The sequence below is a fragment of the Marinibacterium profundimaris genome (assembly GCF_002210095.1).
In the GTDB taxonomy this organism is placed as follows: domain Bacteria; phylum Pseudomonadota; class Alphaproteobacteria; order Rhodobacterales; family Rhodobacteraceae; genus Marinibacterium; species Marinibacterium profundimaris.
This window is the reverse complement of the sequence record NZ_AQQR01000001.1, coordinates 586,303-601,059: the sequence shown is the minus strand read 5'-3', so window position 1 is coordinate 601,059 and position 14,757 is coordinate 586,303. Positions and strand designations below refer to the sequence as shown.

Sequence of the window (14,757 nt, the reverse complement as noted above, 5' to 3'; positions counted from 1 at the left end):
GTGGTTTTGCGACGGCGCTCTCCCCGGCGGATGGGCCGGGGAGACACCGAGTGCGACATGTCCGTTATCCGTGAAGAAAACGGTCCGGCCGGTCCGAAACGCCTGGGTCAGACCATGGCGTCAGACCGTGGCGTCAGGCCCCGGGATCAGGCGCCCGGGTTGCATTCGCCCAGGTTGCCACCGGCGAACATCGGGTGATCCGGCTCGTACCAGACCTGGGCGACCGGGGTGACCTCGACCACTTCGAGCAGGTCGAACTCGGATGTCGGGTTCTCCTTGCCCCGCACCACAAGTACGTCCTTGAAGCACTGGTGATCGTCGGCGCGATACAGCGTCTGCCCGTTGCCCAGACCGTCGAACAGGAAGCCGCGGTTGGCCTCCGACGAGATGCCCGGAAGCGAGCTGTCCCCGCCCACGAGCGCCTCTTCGACGGCGCAAGGGTTGAACGACCCGGCGCGCGTCACGGCATCGGCATAAAGCAGCGTCTGCACGTAGCAGGTGTGCGCGGCCTGGGACGGCGGGAAGCCGTATTTGGTGCCGAAGCTTTTCACGAAGGCCTTCGATCCCTCGTCGGTCAGCGACCAGTGCCAGTTGGTGGAGCCGAAGATGCCCTTCACGTTCTCGCCCGCACCGCGCGCCATCAGGCGCGAGTAAAGCGGCACGACGATCTCGAATTGCTTGCCGTCCACCATCTTGTCGCGCAGGCCGAACTGCACGGCATTGGTGAGCGAGTTCACCATGTTCCCGCCGTAGTGGTTCAGCACCAGGACGTCGGCGCCCGAATTCAGCACCGGCGCGATGTAGGACGAGAAATCGGTGGCCGCGAGCGGGGTGAGCACGTTGTTCACGGTCTCCCATCCCAGCGCTTCGGTTGCGGCGGCGATCGATTCCTGCTGCGTCCAGCCCCAGGTGTAGTCGGCCGTCAGGTGATAGGCCTTGCGGTCATTGCCGTAGTTCGCGGCCAGCACGGGGGCCAGAGCGGCGCCCGACATGTAGCCGTTGAAGAAGTGGCGGAAGCCGTTCGCCTTCTTGTCCTTGCCGGTGGTGTCGTTCGAATGGGTCAGCCCGGCCATGAAGATCACGCCGGCCTCCTGGCAGAGGCCCTGCACGGCGATGGCCACGCCCGAGGACGAGCCGCCGGTGATCATGATGGCGCCGTCCTTCTCGATCATCGACTTGGCCGATGCGCGGGCGGCGTCCGACTTGGTCTGGGTGTCGCCGGTGACGTATTCGACCTTCTTGCCGTTGATGCCGTTGCCTTGCAGCGCCTTGGACGAGAAGGTGGAGAGCATGCCACCGTCGCCTTCGCCGTTCAGGTGTTCGACGGCGAGTTCGTAGGCGCGCAGCTCGTCGGCGCCTTCATCCGCGTAGGGGCCCGTCTGGGGCACGTTGAAGCCGAGCGTCACGGACGAGCCGGTGGGCTCGTTGGTAAAGGCCGCCGCTGAGGATGCGGTGAAGATCGTCGGCAGAGCGACGCCGGCGCCGGTCACCGCACCGGTCTTGAGGACACCACGACGGGTGACGTTGGATCTGGACATGAAATCCTCCCTTGAGTGAAGCGGGTAACACGGCTCCTCTTCCGCGCTGCCCTGTGCACATCTGTGCCGGATCAGTATTCGCCGGGTCAGAAAATGACGCAATAAGTCCCTTGAAAGGAACAAAAAATTTGTAAATACATACACAAGGGAGCGAGGAAACTGTAAATTTTCTTACGCTGCGGCGCGGAAAGCCCTTGAGATATCGTGGGAAAGAGGGGGAGGCATCATGGCACGCGAAAGCCTGACAGGGAGCAGGATCCGCGAGCGGCGCTCGATGGCCGGTCTGAAGCAGGCCGACCTTGCACGACAGATCGGGATCTCGGCCTCTTATCTCAACCTCATCGAGCACAATCGCCGGAGAATCGGCGGGAAGCTGCTTGTCAATATCGCCCAGGCCCTGGGGGTGGAACCCTCGATGCTGACCGAGGGGGCCGAGGCGACGCTGATCGCGACCCTGCGCGAGGCCGCCGCCGATGCCGAGATCACCGCCGACGAGACCGATCGCGCCGACGAATTCGCCGGCCGTTTCCCGGCCTGGGCCGAGGTGCTGGCCGGCGCCCATCGCCGCATCGCCTCGCTTGAACGCACGGTCGAGATCCTGTCCGACCGGCTGACCCACGACCCGCATCTCGCGGCCTCGGTCCACGAACTCCTGTCGACGGCCGCCGCGATCCGCTCCACCGCCTCGATCCTGGCCGAGCCGGGCGAGCTGGAGCGGGAATGGCGCGACCGGTTCCACCGCAACCTGAACGAAGACAGCCTGCGGCTGGCCGAAAGCTGCAAGGCGCTGGTGGACTACCTGGACGAAAGCGGCGTTGCCGAAGAACGGCGCGGGGTCCCGCAGGAGGAGCTGGAGGCCTTCGTCGCGGCAAGCGCCTATCACTTCCCGGCGCTGGAAAAGAGCGGCACCGAGATCGAGCCGATGGTGCAGGACTCGGCCGAGCTGACCACCGGTGCCGCGCGCCAGATCGCGGCCGAGATGCTGTCGCGTTACGCCGCCGACGCGCGGCGCATGCCGCTGGAGCGGATGACCGAGGCGGTGAACCGTGTGGGGTTTTCGCCCATCGCGCTGTCCGAGATCTTCGGCACCGATCTGGCGTCGGTCCTGCGGCGGCTGGCGGCGCTGCCGGCCGATGTGCTGCCCGACCCCGTGGGGCTGGTGATCTGCGACGCCGCCGGCAGTCTTCTGTTCCGCAAACCGGTCGACGGCTTCGCCGTGCCGCGCTTTGGCGCGACCTGTCCGCTCTGGCCGCTGTTCTCGGCCCTGTCGCGGCCCTCGACCCCGATCCGCCGGGCGCTCACGCAGGAGGGGCGGGGGGCCGCCGTGTTCGACGCCTATGCCATTGCCCAGCCTACCGGTCCGCGCGAATTCAACCGCGATCCGCTGTTCCAGGCGACGATGCTGGTGCGCCGGATCCCCGGCGGCCGCGCCGAAACCCCGCCGGAACCCGTCGGCAGCACCTGCAGGGTCTGCCCCCGCAGCGCCTGCCCGGCGCGGAGGGAGCCGTCGATTCTCAGTGAAGGGTTTTGACTTATGCCAAAGCGGGCATGTAACCTGCGCCCTAAAATGGAGCGTCAAACCGGGGCAGCCCGGACCGCTTCTCGGGAGGAGACCAATGGATGAGCCGACACGTTCTGCTGATCGAAGATGAACCGAACATCATCGAGGCGATCCGCTTCCTGCTGTCTCGGGATGGCTGGCGCGTGGACACCCATGCCGACGGCACCGACGCGGTGGAGGTGATACGGCGCGTCGCTCCGGACCTGGTGATCCTGGACATGATGCTTCCGGGCAAGAGCGGGATGGACATCCTGGGCGACCTGCGGGCGCAGCCGGATTACAGCGAGTTGCCGGTGCTGATGCTGACCGCGCGGGGCCAATCGCGTGATCGCGACATGGCCGAGCGCGCCGGGGTCAGCCGCTTCATGACCAAACCGTTCTCCAATGCCGAGGTGCTGAGCGCCGTGCGCGACCTGGTGGCCGAGGCGCCGGACCCGTGAGCGTCCCGGCGGGACGGTCCGGCGGCGGGGACGGGCAGGGCATCTCTCCTGCCTCGACCGAGGCGGGCTTGGCCGAGCCCGACGAGGGGCCACGCCCTGGCGGCCGCGCGCGCCCGCCGATCTTCCTGGAACGCCGCAGCTACCGCCGCCGCAGGATGATGGATGCCGCCCGTATCCTGCCGATCCTCGGCGCGCTTCTCTTCGTGGTGCCACTGCTCTGGCCGCGGCCCGACCTGGCGGAGCCCGGCGTGCCGACCTCGCTGGCCTTCATCTACGTCTTCGGCCTCTGGGCGGTGCTGATCCTGATCTCGGGCCTGCTGAGCCGGTCGGCCCGCCGCTGGCAGGACGAGGAGGCGCGCGAGCCCACGACCGGCATCGGCATCTGACGGGGTGCGCGCATGGCCACGCTGAACATCCTGATCATCGTCTGCCTGGCCTATGTGGCGCTCCTGTTCACCGTGGCCTTCCTGGCCGACCGGCGCGCACGGCGCGGCAGCGCGCCCTGGCTGGGCTCTCCGCTGGTCTACACCCTGTCGTTGTCGATCTACTGCACCGCCTGGACCTTCTACGGCGCGGTGGGCTACGCCGCCTCCTCGGGGCTGGAATTCGTCACCATCTACATCGGCCCGACGCTGGTGATCATCGGCTGGTGGTGGGGCCTGCGCAAGCTGGTGCGCATCGGCCGCAGCCAGAGGGTCACCTCCATCGCCGACCTGATCTCGTCGCGCTACGGCAAGTCCAACACGCTGGCGGTGCTGGTCACCATCCTCGCCGTCATCGGCATCACCCCCTACATCTCGCTCCAACTGCAATCCATCACGCTGTCCTTCGGGATCTTCGCCGGCATCGACGGCGGCAGTCGCGAGGTCGCGGGCGGCATCACCTTCTGGGTCGCCGCCGGGCTTGCCGTCTTCGCGATCCTCTTCGGGACCCGCAACCTCGACGTCAACGAACGCCACTACGGCGTGGTCACCGCCGTCGCGCTGGAGGCGGTGGTCAAGCTCGTGGCCCTGCTGGCGGTGGGGATCTTCGTGGTCTGGGGCATCTCCGGCGGGGTGGGCGAGACGCTGGCCCGCATCGACGCCTCCGAGATCGGCGAGTGGCGCATGGACGGCGGCCGCTGGACCACCATCATCTTCCTGTCCGCCGCCGCCTTCGTCTGCTTGCCGCGCATGTTCCAGGTCATGGTCGTCGAGAATGACGACGAACGTCACCTGCAGACCGCCGCCTGGGCCTTTCCGCTCTACCTGCTGCTGATGAGCCTCTTCGTCCTGCCCATCGCCGTCGTGGGCCTCGACCTGATGCCCGGCGGGGCGAACCCGGATCTCTTCGTGCTGACCGTGCCGCTGGCCGAGGGGCGCGGGGGGCTGGCGATGCTGTCGTTCCTGGGCGGCTTTTCCTCGGCGACCTCGATGGTGATCGTGGCGGCGATGGCGCTGTCGACCATGGTGTCGAACCACGTGGTCATGCCGATCTGGTTCAGCCTGCGCCGCGACGGGGCCAGCGTGTCGGGCGATGTGCGCAAGATCGTGCTGCGCGCGCGCCGTGCCGCCATCGCGGGGATCATCGCGCTGGGATACTTCTATTTCGAACTTTCGGGACGCGGCACCGCGCTGGCCTCGATCGGGCTGATTTCCTTCGCCGGGATCGCGCAGATCCTGCCCGCCCTGGTCGGCGGCATCTTCTGGCGCGGGGCCAGCCGTCTGGGCGCCATGGCCGGCCTGGTGGTGGGCTTTCTCGTCTGGCTCTACACCGCGCTGCTGCCGGGGCTGGGATCGGGGCTGGTGCCGGCCTCGGTGATCTCCGAGGGGCTCTTCGGCCTGTCGTGGCTGCGTCCTTACGCGCTCTTCGGCCTGGCCGGGCTGGATCCGATCGTGCATTCCGCGCTCTGGAGCCTGGCGCTCAACACCGCGACCTTCTGCATCGTTTCGCTCTTCACCTTTCCCTCGCCGCTGGAACGGCTGCAGGGCGCGCAGTTCGTCAATGTCTTCGACCATTCCGCCGGTCCGCGCGGCTGGACCCGCTCTGCCGCGCAGAGCGAGGATCTGATGATCATGTCCCAGCGGATCCTGGGCGCGAGCCAGGCCCAGGCGCTGTTTCAGCGCGAGGCCGAGCGCCAGGGCCTGCCCGGCCACCTGCCGGACCCAACGCCGGATTTCCTCTCGCGGCTGGAGCGCGAGCTGGGCGGCTCGGTCGGGGCCGCCACCGCCCACGCGATGGTCGGCCAGATCGTCGGCGGCTCGTCGGTTTCGGTCGAGGACCTGATGGCCGTGGCCAACGAATCCGCGCAGATCCTGGAATATTCCAACCAGCTCGAGGCGAAATCGGCAGAGCTGGCGCGCACCGCGCGGCAATTGCGCGAGGCCAACGAGAAGCTGACCCAGATCTCTCTGCAGAAAGACGGGTTCCTGAGCCAGGTCAGCCATGAGCTGCGCACGCCCATGACCTCGATCCGGGCGTTTTCCGAGATCCTGCGCGACGACGACATGCTGGAGCCGGCGGAAAAGAAACGCTATGCCGCCATCATCCTGGACGAGGCGCTGCGGCTGACCCGGCTGCTTGACGATCTTCTGGACCTGAGCGTGCTGGAAAGCGGGCAGGTGAACCTGAACCTCAAGCAGGGCTCGCTGTCGGGCGTGCTGGACCAGGCGGTGGCCACGGCCCTGACCGGCGCGGAACGGAAGCTGGCCGTGCATCGCCGCAAGGCCGACGAGCAGATACCGCTGCACACCGATCTTGACCGGCTGACCCAGGTCTTCATCAACCTGATCACCAATGCGCAGAAATACTGCGACGCGCCGAACCCGGCGCTGACCATCTCGGTTCATCGCGTCGGCGGGGCGCTGACGGTGGATTTCCTCGACAATGGCAGCGGCATCCCGGCGGACGCGCAAAGCATGGTGTTCGAGAAATTCGCCCGCGTCGCGGCCGAGAAGGCCGGTGGCGCCGGGCTGGGTCTGTCGATCTGCCGCGAGATCATGGTGCGGCTGGGGGGCGATGTGACCTACCTGCCGGATCGCGGCGGCGGTGCCTTCCGTGTCAGCCTGCCGATGGCTCTGGACGTGGCGGCGCAGTAGGCAGACGGGGGCCGCCGTCACCTGGATGTGGGCGCGGGTCCGGACCGGATGAAATGCGCCGAAAAGGCCCGATGGACCCTTGCCCGGGGTGGTGCCGCGATCCGGGGCCGAACGCCGGGGCAGCCCCCGGGCCCGTGGCGCCGGCACAGAGCTGAATTTCTCACCTTGGCCCCGGTTCATTTCGGACAATTTTTACGAATATGACCGCGTCCCGGGGGGGCACTCATCAAGCGGTAATCTGATCGTAACCCTGTAGGGGCTAGGACTGACTCGAGCCCCGGACCCGTCAAGGTCCGTGGGATGATGTGGGCAAAGAGGGCAGCGGGCTGGAATGGGTACGGGCGTCAGGCGCAAATTGGCCACCGGACGCGAAGCCGCGGCGCCGGCGGACCTGGCGCTGCTGCGCGCCTTCCGCAAGGCGTTGCCGCGCGTCGCGGACGAGACCTTCGGCCTCGCGCTCACCCTGATCGGCGCTCACCAGCGGCGGGTGTCGCTGGCCGACCTCTCCGACGGGCTCGACAACGGCTGGCTTCTGCTGGGTCTGTCGGCCCATACGATGGCCCGCGCCGGCGTGCTGCTCGATCCGATCCTCGTCTCGGCCCTGGTGCAGCACCAGACGCTGGGTGCCGTGGCACAGGAGATCTCCTCGACGCGCGGGCTGACCGGGACGGACGCCGCGCTGGCCGCGCCGCTGGTCGATGACCTGCTCAAGAAGATCCGCGACACCACCGCCTATGGCACCCTTCGGGTAGAGCGGCGGATGCCCGACGTGCGCTCCCTTCTGTTGCCCTTCGATGCCGAAACCTACCTGCGGGCGGAGCTGACGGTGGATATCGCCGTGGGGATGCACCAGGGTCGGATGATCTTCCTGCTGCCCGACGCCCCCCCGCCCGTGGAGGAAGAGCCGGAGCGTGACCCGACGGAGCGACCGATGATGAAGGACACCGCGCAGGTCGTGAAGGCCGAACTGCGGGCCGTGCTGGCACGGCTGTCGCTGCCGCTGGACATGCTGAACGCGTTGGAAGTCGGGCAGGTGCTGAAGCTGGCCGATGCCCGGATGGAAAAGACCGATCTGATCTCGATCGACGGGCGCCGCGTTGCGACGGCCCGGCTGGGCCAGGCCGATGGTTTCCGCGCAGTGCGGATCAACCCGGTGGGGCACAAACCGCCACCGCTGGAAGAGAGCTTTACCGCCCATGGCGGCCGCTCCGGCGGCGCGCGGCTCGCGCCCGGTGGCGCCCCGGATTTCGGCGCCCCGTTCGACGGTGGCGGCATGGGCGAGATGGGCGGCATGGGCGAACTTGGCGAGATGGGCGGCCTGGATGACCTGGGCGGCGGCGGCGAGCTGCCCGAGCTGGGCGGCTTCGGCTCTGAGGCCTCGGCAGAGGAGATCTCGGAACTTGCCGGGCTGCCCATGGACAGCGACGGGGGCGGTGGCATGGGCGATCTGCCGGATCTCCCCGACCTGCCTGACCTTCCCGACTTCGGCGGCGACGTGCTGGACCCGACAAGCGAGTTGGCCGAGCCGATGACCGGACTGCCGGACCTGAGCAAGGGATAGGCGGGGCTGCGGGCCATCGGGCCCTGCAAACACGGGTTGGCGGGCGAAGGACAACGGCCCATAGGCCGGGCCGGCGCAATCCGGGCGCGGCACGGCACAAAAAAACCCGGGCCTGGTCTCAGGGCCCGGGATCGGGAAGCTCTGCGTCATGGGCGAGGGACCGCAATGACCCCGGTCAGGCGAGGCTCACCCGGCCTCGAGCGCGGGGCGCAGCTTCTCTATATCGTAGCCGGCCTGTGTCGCGCGGGTCAGGATATCGTCGGCCGACATCTCGCCCGCCTGGCCAAGCGCCCAGACGATCGTGCAGCGGGTGCCCGAGGCGCAATAGGCCAGCACCGGGCCGGTCGACTCCTCGATCAGCGCGCGCTGGCGGCCGATGTTCTCGGCATTCATCGTCTGGTGCGTCAGCGGCAGCACCTCGAACGCCAGCCCGAGCTCGCGCGCTTTCGCCGCCATGACGGCCGCGTGCAGGTCGGCGGGGTTCTCTTCGTCCGGGCGATTGCAGATCACCGTGGTGAATCCCGCCTCGGCAATCTGCGGCAGATCCTCTACCGTGATCTGGGGGCTGACACTGTACTTGTCGGTGAGTTTGCGCGCGTCCATTCAGCTGGCCTCTGCTATCCGGTCGATCCGCGCCCCGATGGCGGGCGCCGCGCCCATGCCTAGCAGCATCGCCGCCAGGAAGACAAGGCCGCCGGCCCCGCCATAGCTGAGCGACGCCACCGACGGCCCGGGGCACAGCCCCGCCAGCCCCCAGCCCATGCCGAACAGCACCGAACCCAGCACCAGCCGGTGCCCGATCTCGTGCCGCGGCGGGGCGGGAAAATCGCCGCCCGACAGGGGTTTACGCCCACGTGTCAACTGCCAGGCAAGGATCATGGGCAGGATTGCGCCGCCCATCACAAAGGCGAGCGTCGGGTCCCACTGGCCAAAGACATCCAGCCAGCCCTGCACCTTTGTCGTGTCGGTCATGCCGGACAGGTGCAGGCCCGCACCGAACAGCCCGCCGGCCAGGATCGAGAAGAAAAGCCGCATCAGATCACTCCCAGGATGTGACGGAACAGGACGACGGTGATGCCGCCGGCAAGGATGTAGAAGACGGTGGCCACGATGCCGCGCAGGGAAAAGCGCGAGATCCCGCAGACGCCGTGGCCCGAGGTGCAGCCATTGGCGATCCGCGTGCCGATGCCGACCAGAAGGCCCGCGGCAACGACCACGGCGAAGTTCGGGGTCAGGTGCGTCTCGGCCGTGCCGCCCGCGATCAGGTTCAGCACCAGCGGCACCAGCACCAGCGCGGCGAGAAAGCCGATTCGGTCCCGCGCTGTGTCCCGGCCGGAGCCATCGACGAGCCCGCCGATAATGCCGCTGGCTCCCATGATGCGGCCATTGCCCAGCAGGTAGACCGCGCCGCCCAGGCCGATCATCAGCCCTCCAAGCAGTCCATGGATCCAGTCTATATGCATGATGTGTGTCCTTCAGGCAGGGGACAGAGCGGCTTGCGGCCTGGTCCGTCAGTTGGAAAGGGCGCCGGGGCGATGCGCCGGGGCAAGACTGCACAGGGATTGAGCAGGCGCGACGCAATGTCCCGCCGTTGAGCGTCGGGTTGTGCAGGCCGTGATGCGGGGCGCAAAGGGACGCCGAGATGGGCGATGCAGACGATCGGCGCTGGCCGTCCAGACGGACAGGCGCCGGTATCATGACGCGCGTAGACATGCCGTCGCACGGTTGCGCGGCGCAACCTCCGCGGTAGTAAAACCCCTTTCAAAGCAATTGATTGCGCTTCTCCGCCGCGCGCGTTCAACGCCGCCCCGGGCCCAGCCCGGCGGGCCCAAGCGCGTGTCACGCGACGTGCGACAGAAGGAGGTTCGAAGGTCATGGCAGGGCCACCCGATTGCGAAACATGGCCGGTCACCGGCCTGAAAAACATATAGCAAAAAAAGAATATGATGCAAGTCTGCGTCGACTTGTCCGGATTTGGACTCTGTAAAACTACGGTTACGACCTTAGTTTTATATATGCGCTGACGCGGACGGCCCCGGCCGGATCGCGTCCTTGTAGAGGGGAGGACTACCATGAGCGACCTGACCAGGATGGCACAGGATCTTGAGAAGCGGATTCACGGCGCAAGCCCGTCTGGCCGGCTGGAACTTCAGCCAGAGCTGGACCGTGTGCTGCGCCTCATGGAAAGGGACGGCCAACGCGTGCCGGCCCGGCTGCGCAATCTTGACGAAGAGCTGATCAGCGAAGTCATCGAGGCGCGCTTCGACAACGTGCCGCTCTGAGACGCGAAACGGGTCTCGCGCCGGGGGACCGGCGCGGCACCCATCCGAAAGCCGCCAGATGCTTTCGGATAAGAGGCTTGCACGGTGCCCAAACGGGGCGTCCGGAAAATCCGACGTAATTGATCCGATGTATCGCGGCGCGGGCACGTCTCTGCGCCCGCAAGATCGATGGCTGTCGGATCAGCCCAGGAAGATCCCGAGGATCACCAGCATCAGCCCCAGCACCGACACGAAAAGCGCGCCCATGTTCCAGGGCAGCACCGCCTGCACCGCGGCGCGCAGCTCCGCGTCGTCCTGTGTTTTGCGACGGGCCGAGATGACCTTGACGATCGACCAGATCAGCCCTGCAAGGCCCATCAAAGAAAGGGCGGCACCCGCCCAGACCAGGAACTCCATCACGCCTGCCCCCTTGGTTTCACCCCGCCCGCTAACCGATCGCGGACCCGGGCGCAAGCGGGCCGCCCGAAGGGCTTGCGGCACCGGGCCGGGGAGGGTAAGCCGTGACGCCACCCCGGCACCAAGACCCGAGCAGGCAGAACAGGCAAAACGGAGTTTCCGATGGACGAGTCCTCGATCGAAGCCAATTACCGCGTGACCGCAGACGAGCTGCGCCAGTTCATCGAGCGCGTGGAGCGTCTGGAACAGGAAAAGAAGGACATCGCCGAACAGGTGAAGGAAGTCATGGCCGAAGCCAAGGGCCGCGGCTACGACACCAAGGTGATGCGCAAGGTCATCGCGCTGCGCAAGCGTGACAAGGACGACATCGCCGAGGAAGAGGCGGTGCTGGAAATGTACAAGGAAGCGCTTGGGATGGGTGGCTGAGCCACGCGGCGGCGCGGGGCGGCAAGCGTTCGCCGCGGGCCGCATGACGATCGGGGGCAGGGCGGTCTGCGCCGCCCTCTCTCATGCACCGCGCCCTGCACCCGCGCAGCTGCCTGTCAGGGGGCGATCACCGTGACCCCGGGGATCCCCTGAACGGCCGCGAAATCGGCGTCGTAGACCTCGGTCATCTCCTCGACCAGTTCGTCGGTCCAGCCCGGCATCTCCAGCTCTTCGATCAGCTCTTCCTCCAGCGCGTATTTCTCCAGGAAGATCCCCATGACCCGGCGCTTGTGCGCTTCGCTCATCACGGGGTGCTCCTTGAGGTAGGCGCGGAAGCGTTTCATCCCCTCGGTCGAGATGATCGCGCCCAGCAGGTCGAAGCTGCCGGTGATGCGCGCGCCCTCGGGCAGGCCGGCCATGGCGCGGATGATGCTGCCCCAGATCAGCGGCGTATCCTCGTTGCACCAGACAGTGATCGGGATCGCGGGGTTGAGAACGCGCATGGCGGTGATGCTTTCCGACCACTTGATCCGGCGCGGATCGGCGCCTTCGAGGAAATCGTCCAGCTCGTCGCGCGGGGATTCCTTGTAGATCGCCGGCAGCAGGGTGGCGGGATTGCGCATGGCCATGAAGATTTCAAGGTCGTCGTCGGGAAACAGCGCCCGCATCTGGCTGACCTTCTCGGCCGCGTTGGGATAAAGCAGCCCGTCCCGCAGGGCCGCGCGCGGGGCACCGAAGAAATGCGCGTTGGACAGGATCATGCGCCTGGCCTTTTCCTCGTCGAGGATCGCGTCCATCAGCACATCGCGCGCCTCTGGCCCGGGCCGGGTGTCGCGCATCGCGTTAAGGGTGTCCTTCAGAAGCTTCTTGTACCGGGTCGGCCCCGGCACCGCGACACCCCTGCGCGAGAAGTCCTCCTTGTTGCGCAGGAGGCACTTGATCAGGCGGTCATCTTCGGTGAAGTGCGCGCCGGTGTGGAGGATGATCTGCATGTGACCGGTTTATGACGGAAATCCAAAGCGTTGTTCCGGGTTAGTACGTTGGCGGGGTTCGGTCAAACAGGATCGACATATGCCAATTCCCGCTTGCGATGCGACGGCTTTCCAAGTATCCGACTGCTCGCGCCCCTATAGCTCAGCTGGTAGAGCAACTGATTTGTAATCAGTAGGTCCGCGGTTCGAGTCCGTGTGGGGGCACCATTGGCCGTATCACCATGCGACAAGCGCGTCGCAATATCCAGCAAAACAAGGCTCCCGAGAGCACCCTAAGCCCCGCCTTGTTGCGTCGTGCGCGCATTTCGGAGTACCCGTTTACGCATCCCTCACGCACGGTGCGTAATTTGGCTTCGATTCGAAAACACAAGAGCGGCTGGCGCGCAGAGGTGGTCCGCAAGGGGCAGCGCAGGTCGAAGGTACTCCCGACCCGGCAGGAAGCCAAGGATTGGGCTGCCCGGCAGGAATACGAGATCCTGAACGCGCAGAAGGTCGCGGCGGCGGCGCCGTTCGGGGATGTCCTGGACAGGTACGCCAGGGAGGTTTCTCCAGGGAAGCGCGGGCATCGATGGGAGGTGATCCGGCTGGAGCGGTTCAAGAAAGACCCTATCGCCCGAAGGCAGATGCGGGAACTCGCTGCCTCGGATTTCGCGGAATGGCGAGACAGTCGGCTGCGCGAGGTGTCGCCCGGTACGGTGGCGCGCGAGATGAACTTGCTGTCGTCGGTGCTGACACAGGCGCGGCGCGAATGGGGCATGATCCACGAGAACCCGATGAAGGACGTGCGCAAGCCGTCACGGCCTCCTGCGCGGGATCGTCTGGTCACTGAGGCGGAGCTGGAGCGGATGGCCCATGTGGCCGGTCCTGACCTCTCTACGGCGACGGCGCGAGCCTTCCACGCATTTCGGTTCGCTATCGAAACCGGAATGCGGGCAGGGGAGATCCTGTCGCTGGGGGCTGAGACCGTCGACACGGCCCGCCGTGTGGCTCACTTGCCGTTGACGAAGAATGGCACCGCGCGCGAAGTGCCCCTGTCCAGAGAGGCTGTGCGGCTCTGGGAGGCGCTGCCGGGGCCGGGTTTCGACGTGTCGTCCAGATCTCTGGACTCACTGTTTCGGAAGGTGCGGGACAAGGCTGGCGTGGAAGGGCTGACGTTCCACGATTCCAGGCATGCTGCCGTGACCCGTCTCGCCCGGAAGCTGGATGTTCTGACGCTGGCGAAGGTGATCGGGCACCGGGACATCAAGATGCTCATGACCTATTACGACGAGACCGCAGAGGACATTGCCAAGCGCATGGACTAGTCGCCATGGTAGCTCGGCAGCAGGACTTCGCGCCTGCGCACCGATCCTCGCGCCTCGATTTTCCCAGCGTCGATCCAGCGCGCGATGGTTCCCCGGTGAACCCCGAAGTGTCGCGCGGCGTCAGGAACCGACACCCACCGCGGCGGAGGCGTGATGGTGCTGCCTGCGAGCTGGCGCCGAAGTTCTCGGATCTCGGCGGTTAGGGCGGCGATGTCTTCCGCCGTGGCAAGGCTCACTTGTGTCGCCATGTCTATCTCCTGGTGTCGGCTTGCATGAGGCGTGGTTTGAAGTCGAGACGGCCCATGTCAGTCCTCTTCTGTCAGGGCGGGGCTGGCCTCGGCGCTGACGATGCGGGCGCAAACATCCACGCATTCATCACAGATGAACACCGATGGCCCCGCGATCATCTTGCGGACTTCGTGGTGCGTCTTGGCGCAGAAGGAGCACCGCAGCGGGCGCAGCTCGGCCAGCTTGTCGCGGGCCGCGTCGCGCTCCCTCTTCATCTTTTCCAGAGCGGCCTTGGCGTCGTCGCGCTCTTTTTCGGCGGCATGCGCTCTGGCCAGCGTCTCGACGTTGGCGCTCTTGTCACGCTTTGTGCCTCGGGGGCCTCCGAACATCACGTCCGCGCCTCCGACAGCTCGCGCATGTCGGCCGCGACAAGGCGGTACGCGGCGCCCAGGGAAATCCGGCTGGCGGATACGGGGTCACTTGGTCCAGGCGGGTGCCCGATCAGCTTTTCGTCTGCGATTTCGTCCAGGTAGTCTGCGAGCTTGCGTTGCTCGCCGCGGCTCGGGGTGAACATGGCGCCTCCGGGGTTAGCTGGACTGCGGTTCCCACGCGATCAGCCGCCCGGTGAAAGGCAGGCCGTGCGTTTCGCGGAACCATTGCTTCATGTGGTCGAAGTCTCGAAAGCCATCAGCCCGCGCGAATTCGGCAATGTTGACCTTCGGGTGGTTCCCAAGCGTGATGCCGTCCTCGCGGATCGCGCAATAGGTCGACGTCGTGCAGATGCCTGTGCCGAGCTGGCGGCACCCCTTCGTCCGCATCCCGGTGTAGAGCTGCACCGCCTCTCCGGGCCTTGCATGGCGGCGCTTTCCGTCCCGCCGGATGGTCTGCCGCTTGCGACCGGATTCAACGTCTGGCGCAAATTGCGCTTGGAAATTGTAGGCTACCATATCGG

At 66.6% G+C, this 14,757-nt stretch carries 18 protein-coding genes and 1 tRNA gene; 9 read left to right on the top strand and 10 right to left on the bottom strand.

The annotated features are described in order from the left end of the window. Window positions 1-146: 146 nt before the first annotated feature. Entirely contained in the window at window positions 147-1,538 is a 1,392-nt protein-coding gene (locus ATO3_RS02895; protein WP_088648276.1) for a substrate-binding protein, read from the bottom strand. A 226-nt stretch (window positions 1,539-1,764) separates the two neighbouring features. On the opposite strand from ATO3_RS02895, the gene ATO3_RS02890 reads away from it, so the two are divergent. The 5 genes from ATO3_RS02890 to ATO3_RS02870 all read left to right on the top strand — a co-directional run bounded on the left by ATO3_RS02890 (window position 1,765) and on the right by ATO3_RS02870 (window position 8,177). Beyond that, window positions 1,765-3,069, top strand: a complete 1,305-nt coding sequence (locus ATO3_RS02890; protein ID WP_088648275.1) for a helix-turn-helix domain-containing protein — start codon at window positions 1,765-1,767, stop codon at window positions 3,067-3,069. Window positions 3,070-3,158: 89 nt separating this feature from the next. Next, the gene (locus ATO3_RS02885; RefSeq protein WP_088648274.1) at window positions 3,159-3,539 is read left to right on the top strand and encodes a response regulator transcription factor; all 381 of its coding nucleotides are present in this window, start codon (window positions 3,159-3,161) and stop codon (window positions 3,537-3,539) included. Then, entirely contained in the window at window positions 3,536-3,925 is a 390-nt protein-coding gene (locus ATO3_RS29525; protein WP_332888687.1) for a hypothetical protein, read from the top strand. The genes ATO3_RS02885 and ATO3_RS29525 overlap by 4 nt, the downstream gene beginning before the upstream one ends. 12 nt (window positions 3,926-3,937) lie before the next feature. Then, entirely contained in the window at window positions 3,938-6,616 is a 2,679-nt protein-coding gene (locus ATO3_RS02875; RefSeq protein WP_088648273.1) for an ATP-binding protein, read from the top strand. A gap of 355 nt (window positions 6,617-6,971) precedes the next feature. Further along, window positions 6,972-8,177, top strand: coding sequence for a FliM/FliN family flagellar motor C-terminal domain-containing protein (locus tag ATO3_RS02870; protein ID WP_158217895.1), 1,206 nt, complete (start codon window positions 6,972-6,974; stop codon window positions 8,175-8,177). A 186-nt stretch (window positions 8,178-8,363) separates the two neighbouring features. Here ATO3_RS02870 and ATO3_RS02865 read toward each other — a convergent pair whose 3' ends face one another. From ATO3_RS02865 to ATO3_RS02855, 3 genes are read right to left on the bottom strand one after another with little or no spacing between them, the layout of a single operon-like run. Beyond that, window positions 8,364-8,780: a TIGR01244 family sulfur transferase gene (locus tag ATO3_RS02865; RefSeq protein ID WP_088648271.1), complete on the bottom strand. Its 417-nt coding sequence runs from the start codon at window positions 8,778-8,780 to the stop codon at window positions 8,364-8,366. After that, a complete protein-coding gene (locus tag ATO3_RS02860) occupies window positions 8,781-9,212 on the bottom strand; it encodes a DUF6691 family protein (RefSeq protein WP_088648270.1) in 432 nt (143 codons plus the stop codon). Next, window positions 9,212-9,640, bottom strand: coding sequence for a YeeE/YedE family protein (locus tag ATO3_RS02855; RefSeq protein ID WP_088648269.1), 429 nt, complete (start codon window positions 9,638-9,640; stop codon window positions 9,212-9,214). The genes ATO3_RS02860 and ATO3_RS02855 overlap by 1 nt, the downstream gene beginning before the upstream one ends. Before the next feature lie 609 nt (window positions 9,641-10,249). Here ATO3_RS02855 and ATO3_RS02850 point away from each other — a divergent pair. Then, on the top strand, window positions 10,250-10,459 hold the full coding sequence (locus tag ATO3_RS02850) for a hypothetical protein (protein ID WP_088648268.1): 210 nt from the start codon (window positions 10,250-10,252) through the stop codon (window positions 10,457-10,459). 180 nt (window positions 10,460-10,639) lie between these two features. Here ATO3_RS02850 and ATO3_RS02845 read toward each other — a convergent pair whose 3' ends face one another. Beyond that, on the bottom strand, window positions 10,640-10,858 hold the full coding sequence (locus tag ATO3_RS02845; protein ID WP_088648267.1) for a hypothetical protein: 219 nt from the start codon (window positions 10,856-10,858) through the stop codon (window positions 10,640-10,642). 159 nt (window positions 10,859-11,017) lie between these two features. Here ATO3_RS02845 and ATO3_RS02840 point away from each other — a divergent pair, with 159 nt between their 5' ends. After that, window positions 11,018-11,281, top strand: a complete 264-nt coding sequence (locus tag ATO3_RS02840) for a DUF2312 domain-containing protein (RefSeq protein ID WP_088648266.1) — start codon at window positions 11,018-11,020, stop codon at window positions 11,279-11,281. 116 nt (window positions 11,282-11,397) lie between these two features. Here ATO3_RS02840 and ATO3_RS02835 read toward each other — a convergent pair whose 3' ends face one another. Continuing rightward, entirely contained in the window at window positions 11,398-12,273 is an 876-nt protein-coding gene (locus tag ATO3_RS02835) for a hypothetical protein (protein ID WP_088648265.1), read from the bottom strand. A 131-nt stretch (window positions 12,274-12,404) separates the two neighbouring features. Here ATO3_RS02835 and ATO3_RS02830 point away from each other — a divergent pair. Both ATO3_RS02830 and ATO3_RS02825 read left to right on the top strand, forming a co-directional pair. Next, window positions 12,405-12,480, top strand: a tRNA-Thr gene (locus ATO3_RS02830). Between the two features lie 14 nt (window positions 12,481-12,494). After that, a complete protein-coding gene (locus ATO3_RS02825) occupies window positions 12,495-13,577 on the top strand; it encodes a tyrosine-type recombinase/integrase (RefSeq protein WP_233152008.1) in 1,083 nt (360 codons plus the stop codon). Here the strand turns inward: ATO3_RS02825 and ATO3_RS02820 are convergent. Genes ATO3_RS02820 through ATO3_RS02805 form a run of 4 tightly spaced genes read right to left on the bottom strand, consistent with a single transcriptional unit; the run spans window position 13,574 to window position 14,752 of the window. Further along, window positions 13,574-13,825 (bottom strand): helix-turn-helix domain-containing protein, encoded by a 252-nt coding sequence (locus ATO3_RS02820; RefSeq protein WP_088648263.1) that lies wholly within the window; start codon window positions 13,823-13,825, stop codon window positions 13,574-13,576. The genes ATO3_RS02825 and ATO3_RS02820 overlap by 4 nt on opposite strands. Before the next feature lie 57 nt (window positions 13,826-13,882). Further along, window positions 13,883-14,194, bottom strand: a complete 312-nt coding sequence (locus tag ATO3_RS29635) for a ClpX C4-type zinc finger protein (RefSeq protein ID WP_456298932.1) — start codon at window positions 14,192-14,194, stop codon at window positions 13,883-13,885. Beyond that, window positions 14,194-14,379, bottom strand: a complete 186-nt coding sequence (locus ATO3_RS02810) for a hypothetical protein (RefSeq protein ID WP_088648262.1) — start codon at window positions 14,377-14,379, stop codon at window positions 14,194-14,196. The genes ATO3_RS29635 and ATO3_RS02810 overlap by 1 nt, the downstream gene beginning before the upstream one ends. Before the next feature lie 13 nt (window positions 14,380-14,392). Continuing rightward, complete coding sequence (locus tag ATO3_RS02805; RefSeq protein WP_088648261.1) at window positions 14,393-14,752, bottom strand: ASCH domain-containing protein; 360 nt, start codon at window positions 14,750-14,752, stop codon at window positions 14,393-14,395. Between the last annotated feature and the right edge of the window lie 5 nt (window positions 14,753-14,757).

What these genes read in the sequence shown, in the direction of transcription:
- ATO3_RS02895 (WP_088648276.1), bottom strand. Translation starts at nt 1,538, where the DNA reads ATGTCCAGATCCAACGTCACCCGTCGTGGTGTCCTCAAGACCGGTGCG.
- ATO3_RS02890 (WP_088648275.1), top strand. Translation starts at nt 1,765, where the DNA reads ATGGCACGCGAAAGCCTGACAGGGAGCAGGATCCGCGAGCGGCGCTCG.
- ATO3_RS02885 (WP_088648274.1), top strand. Translation starts at nt 3,159, where the DNA reads ATGAGCCGACACGTTCTGCTGATCGAAGATGAACCGAACATCATCGAG.
- ATO3_RS02875 (WP_088648273.1), top strand. Translation starts at nt 3,938, where the DNA reads ATGGCCACGCTGAACATCCTGATCATCGTCTGCCTGGCCTATGTGGCG.
- ATO3_RS02865 (WP_088648271.1), bottom strand. Translation starts at nt 8,780, where the DNA reads ATGGACGCGCGCAAACTCACCGACAAGTACAGTGTCAGCCCCCAGATC.
- ATO3_RS02860 (WP_088648270.1), bottom strand. Translation starts at nt 9,212, where the DNA reads ATGCGGCTTTTCTTCTCGATCCTGGCCGGCGGGCTGTTCGGTGCGGGC.
- ATO3_RS02855 (WP_088648269.1), bottom strand. Translation starts at nt 9,640, where the DNA reads ATGCATATAGACTGGATCCATGGACTGCTTGGAGGGCTGATGATCGGC.
- ATO3_RS02850 (WP_088648268.1), top strand. Translation starts at nt 10,250, where the DNA reads ATGAGCGACCTGACCAGGATGGCACAGGATCTTGAGAAGCGGATTCAC.
- ATO3_RS02840 (WP_088648266.1), top strand. Translation starts at nt 11,018, where the DNA reads ATGGACGAGTCCTCGATCGAAGCCAATTACCGCGTGACCGCAGACGAG.
- ATO3_RS02835 (WP_088648265.1), bottom strand. Translation starts at nt 12,273, where the DNA reads ATGCAGATCATCCTCCACACCGGCGCGCACTTCACCGAAGATGACCGC.
- ATO3_RS02825 (WP_233152008.1), top strand. Translation starts at nt 12,495, where the DNA reads ATGCGACAAGCGCGTCGCAATATCCAGCAAAACAAGGCTCCCGAGAGC.
- ATO3_RS02820 (WP_088648263.1), bottom strand. Translation starts at nt 13,825, where the DNA reads ATGGCGACACAAGTGAGCCTTGCCACGGCGGAAGACATCGCCGCCCTA.
- ATO3_RS29635 (WP_456298932.1), bottom strand. Translation starts at nt 14,194, where the DNA reads ATGTTCGGAGGCCCCCGAGGCACAAAGCGTGACAAGAGCGCCAACGTC.
- ATO3_RS02810 (WP_088648262.1), bottom strand. Translation starts at nt 14,379, where the DNA reads ATGTTCACCCCGAGCCGCGGCGAGCAACGCAAGCTCGCAGACTACCTG.
- ATO3_RS02805 (WP_088648261.1), bottom strand. Translation starts at nt 14,752, where the DNA reads ATGGTAGCCTACAATTTCCAAGCGCAATTTGCGCCAGACGTTGAATCC.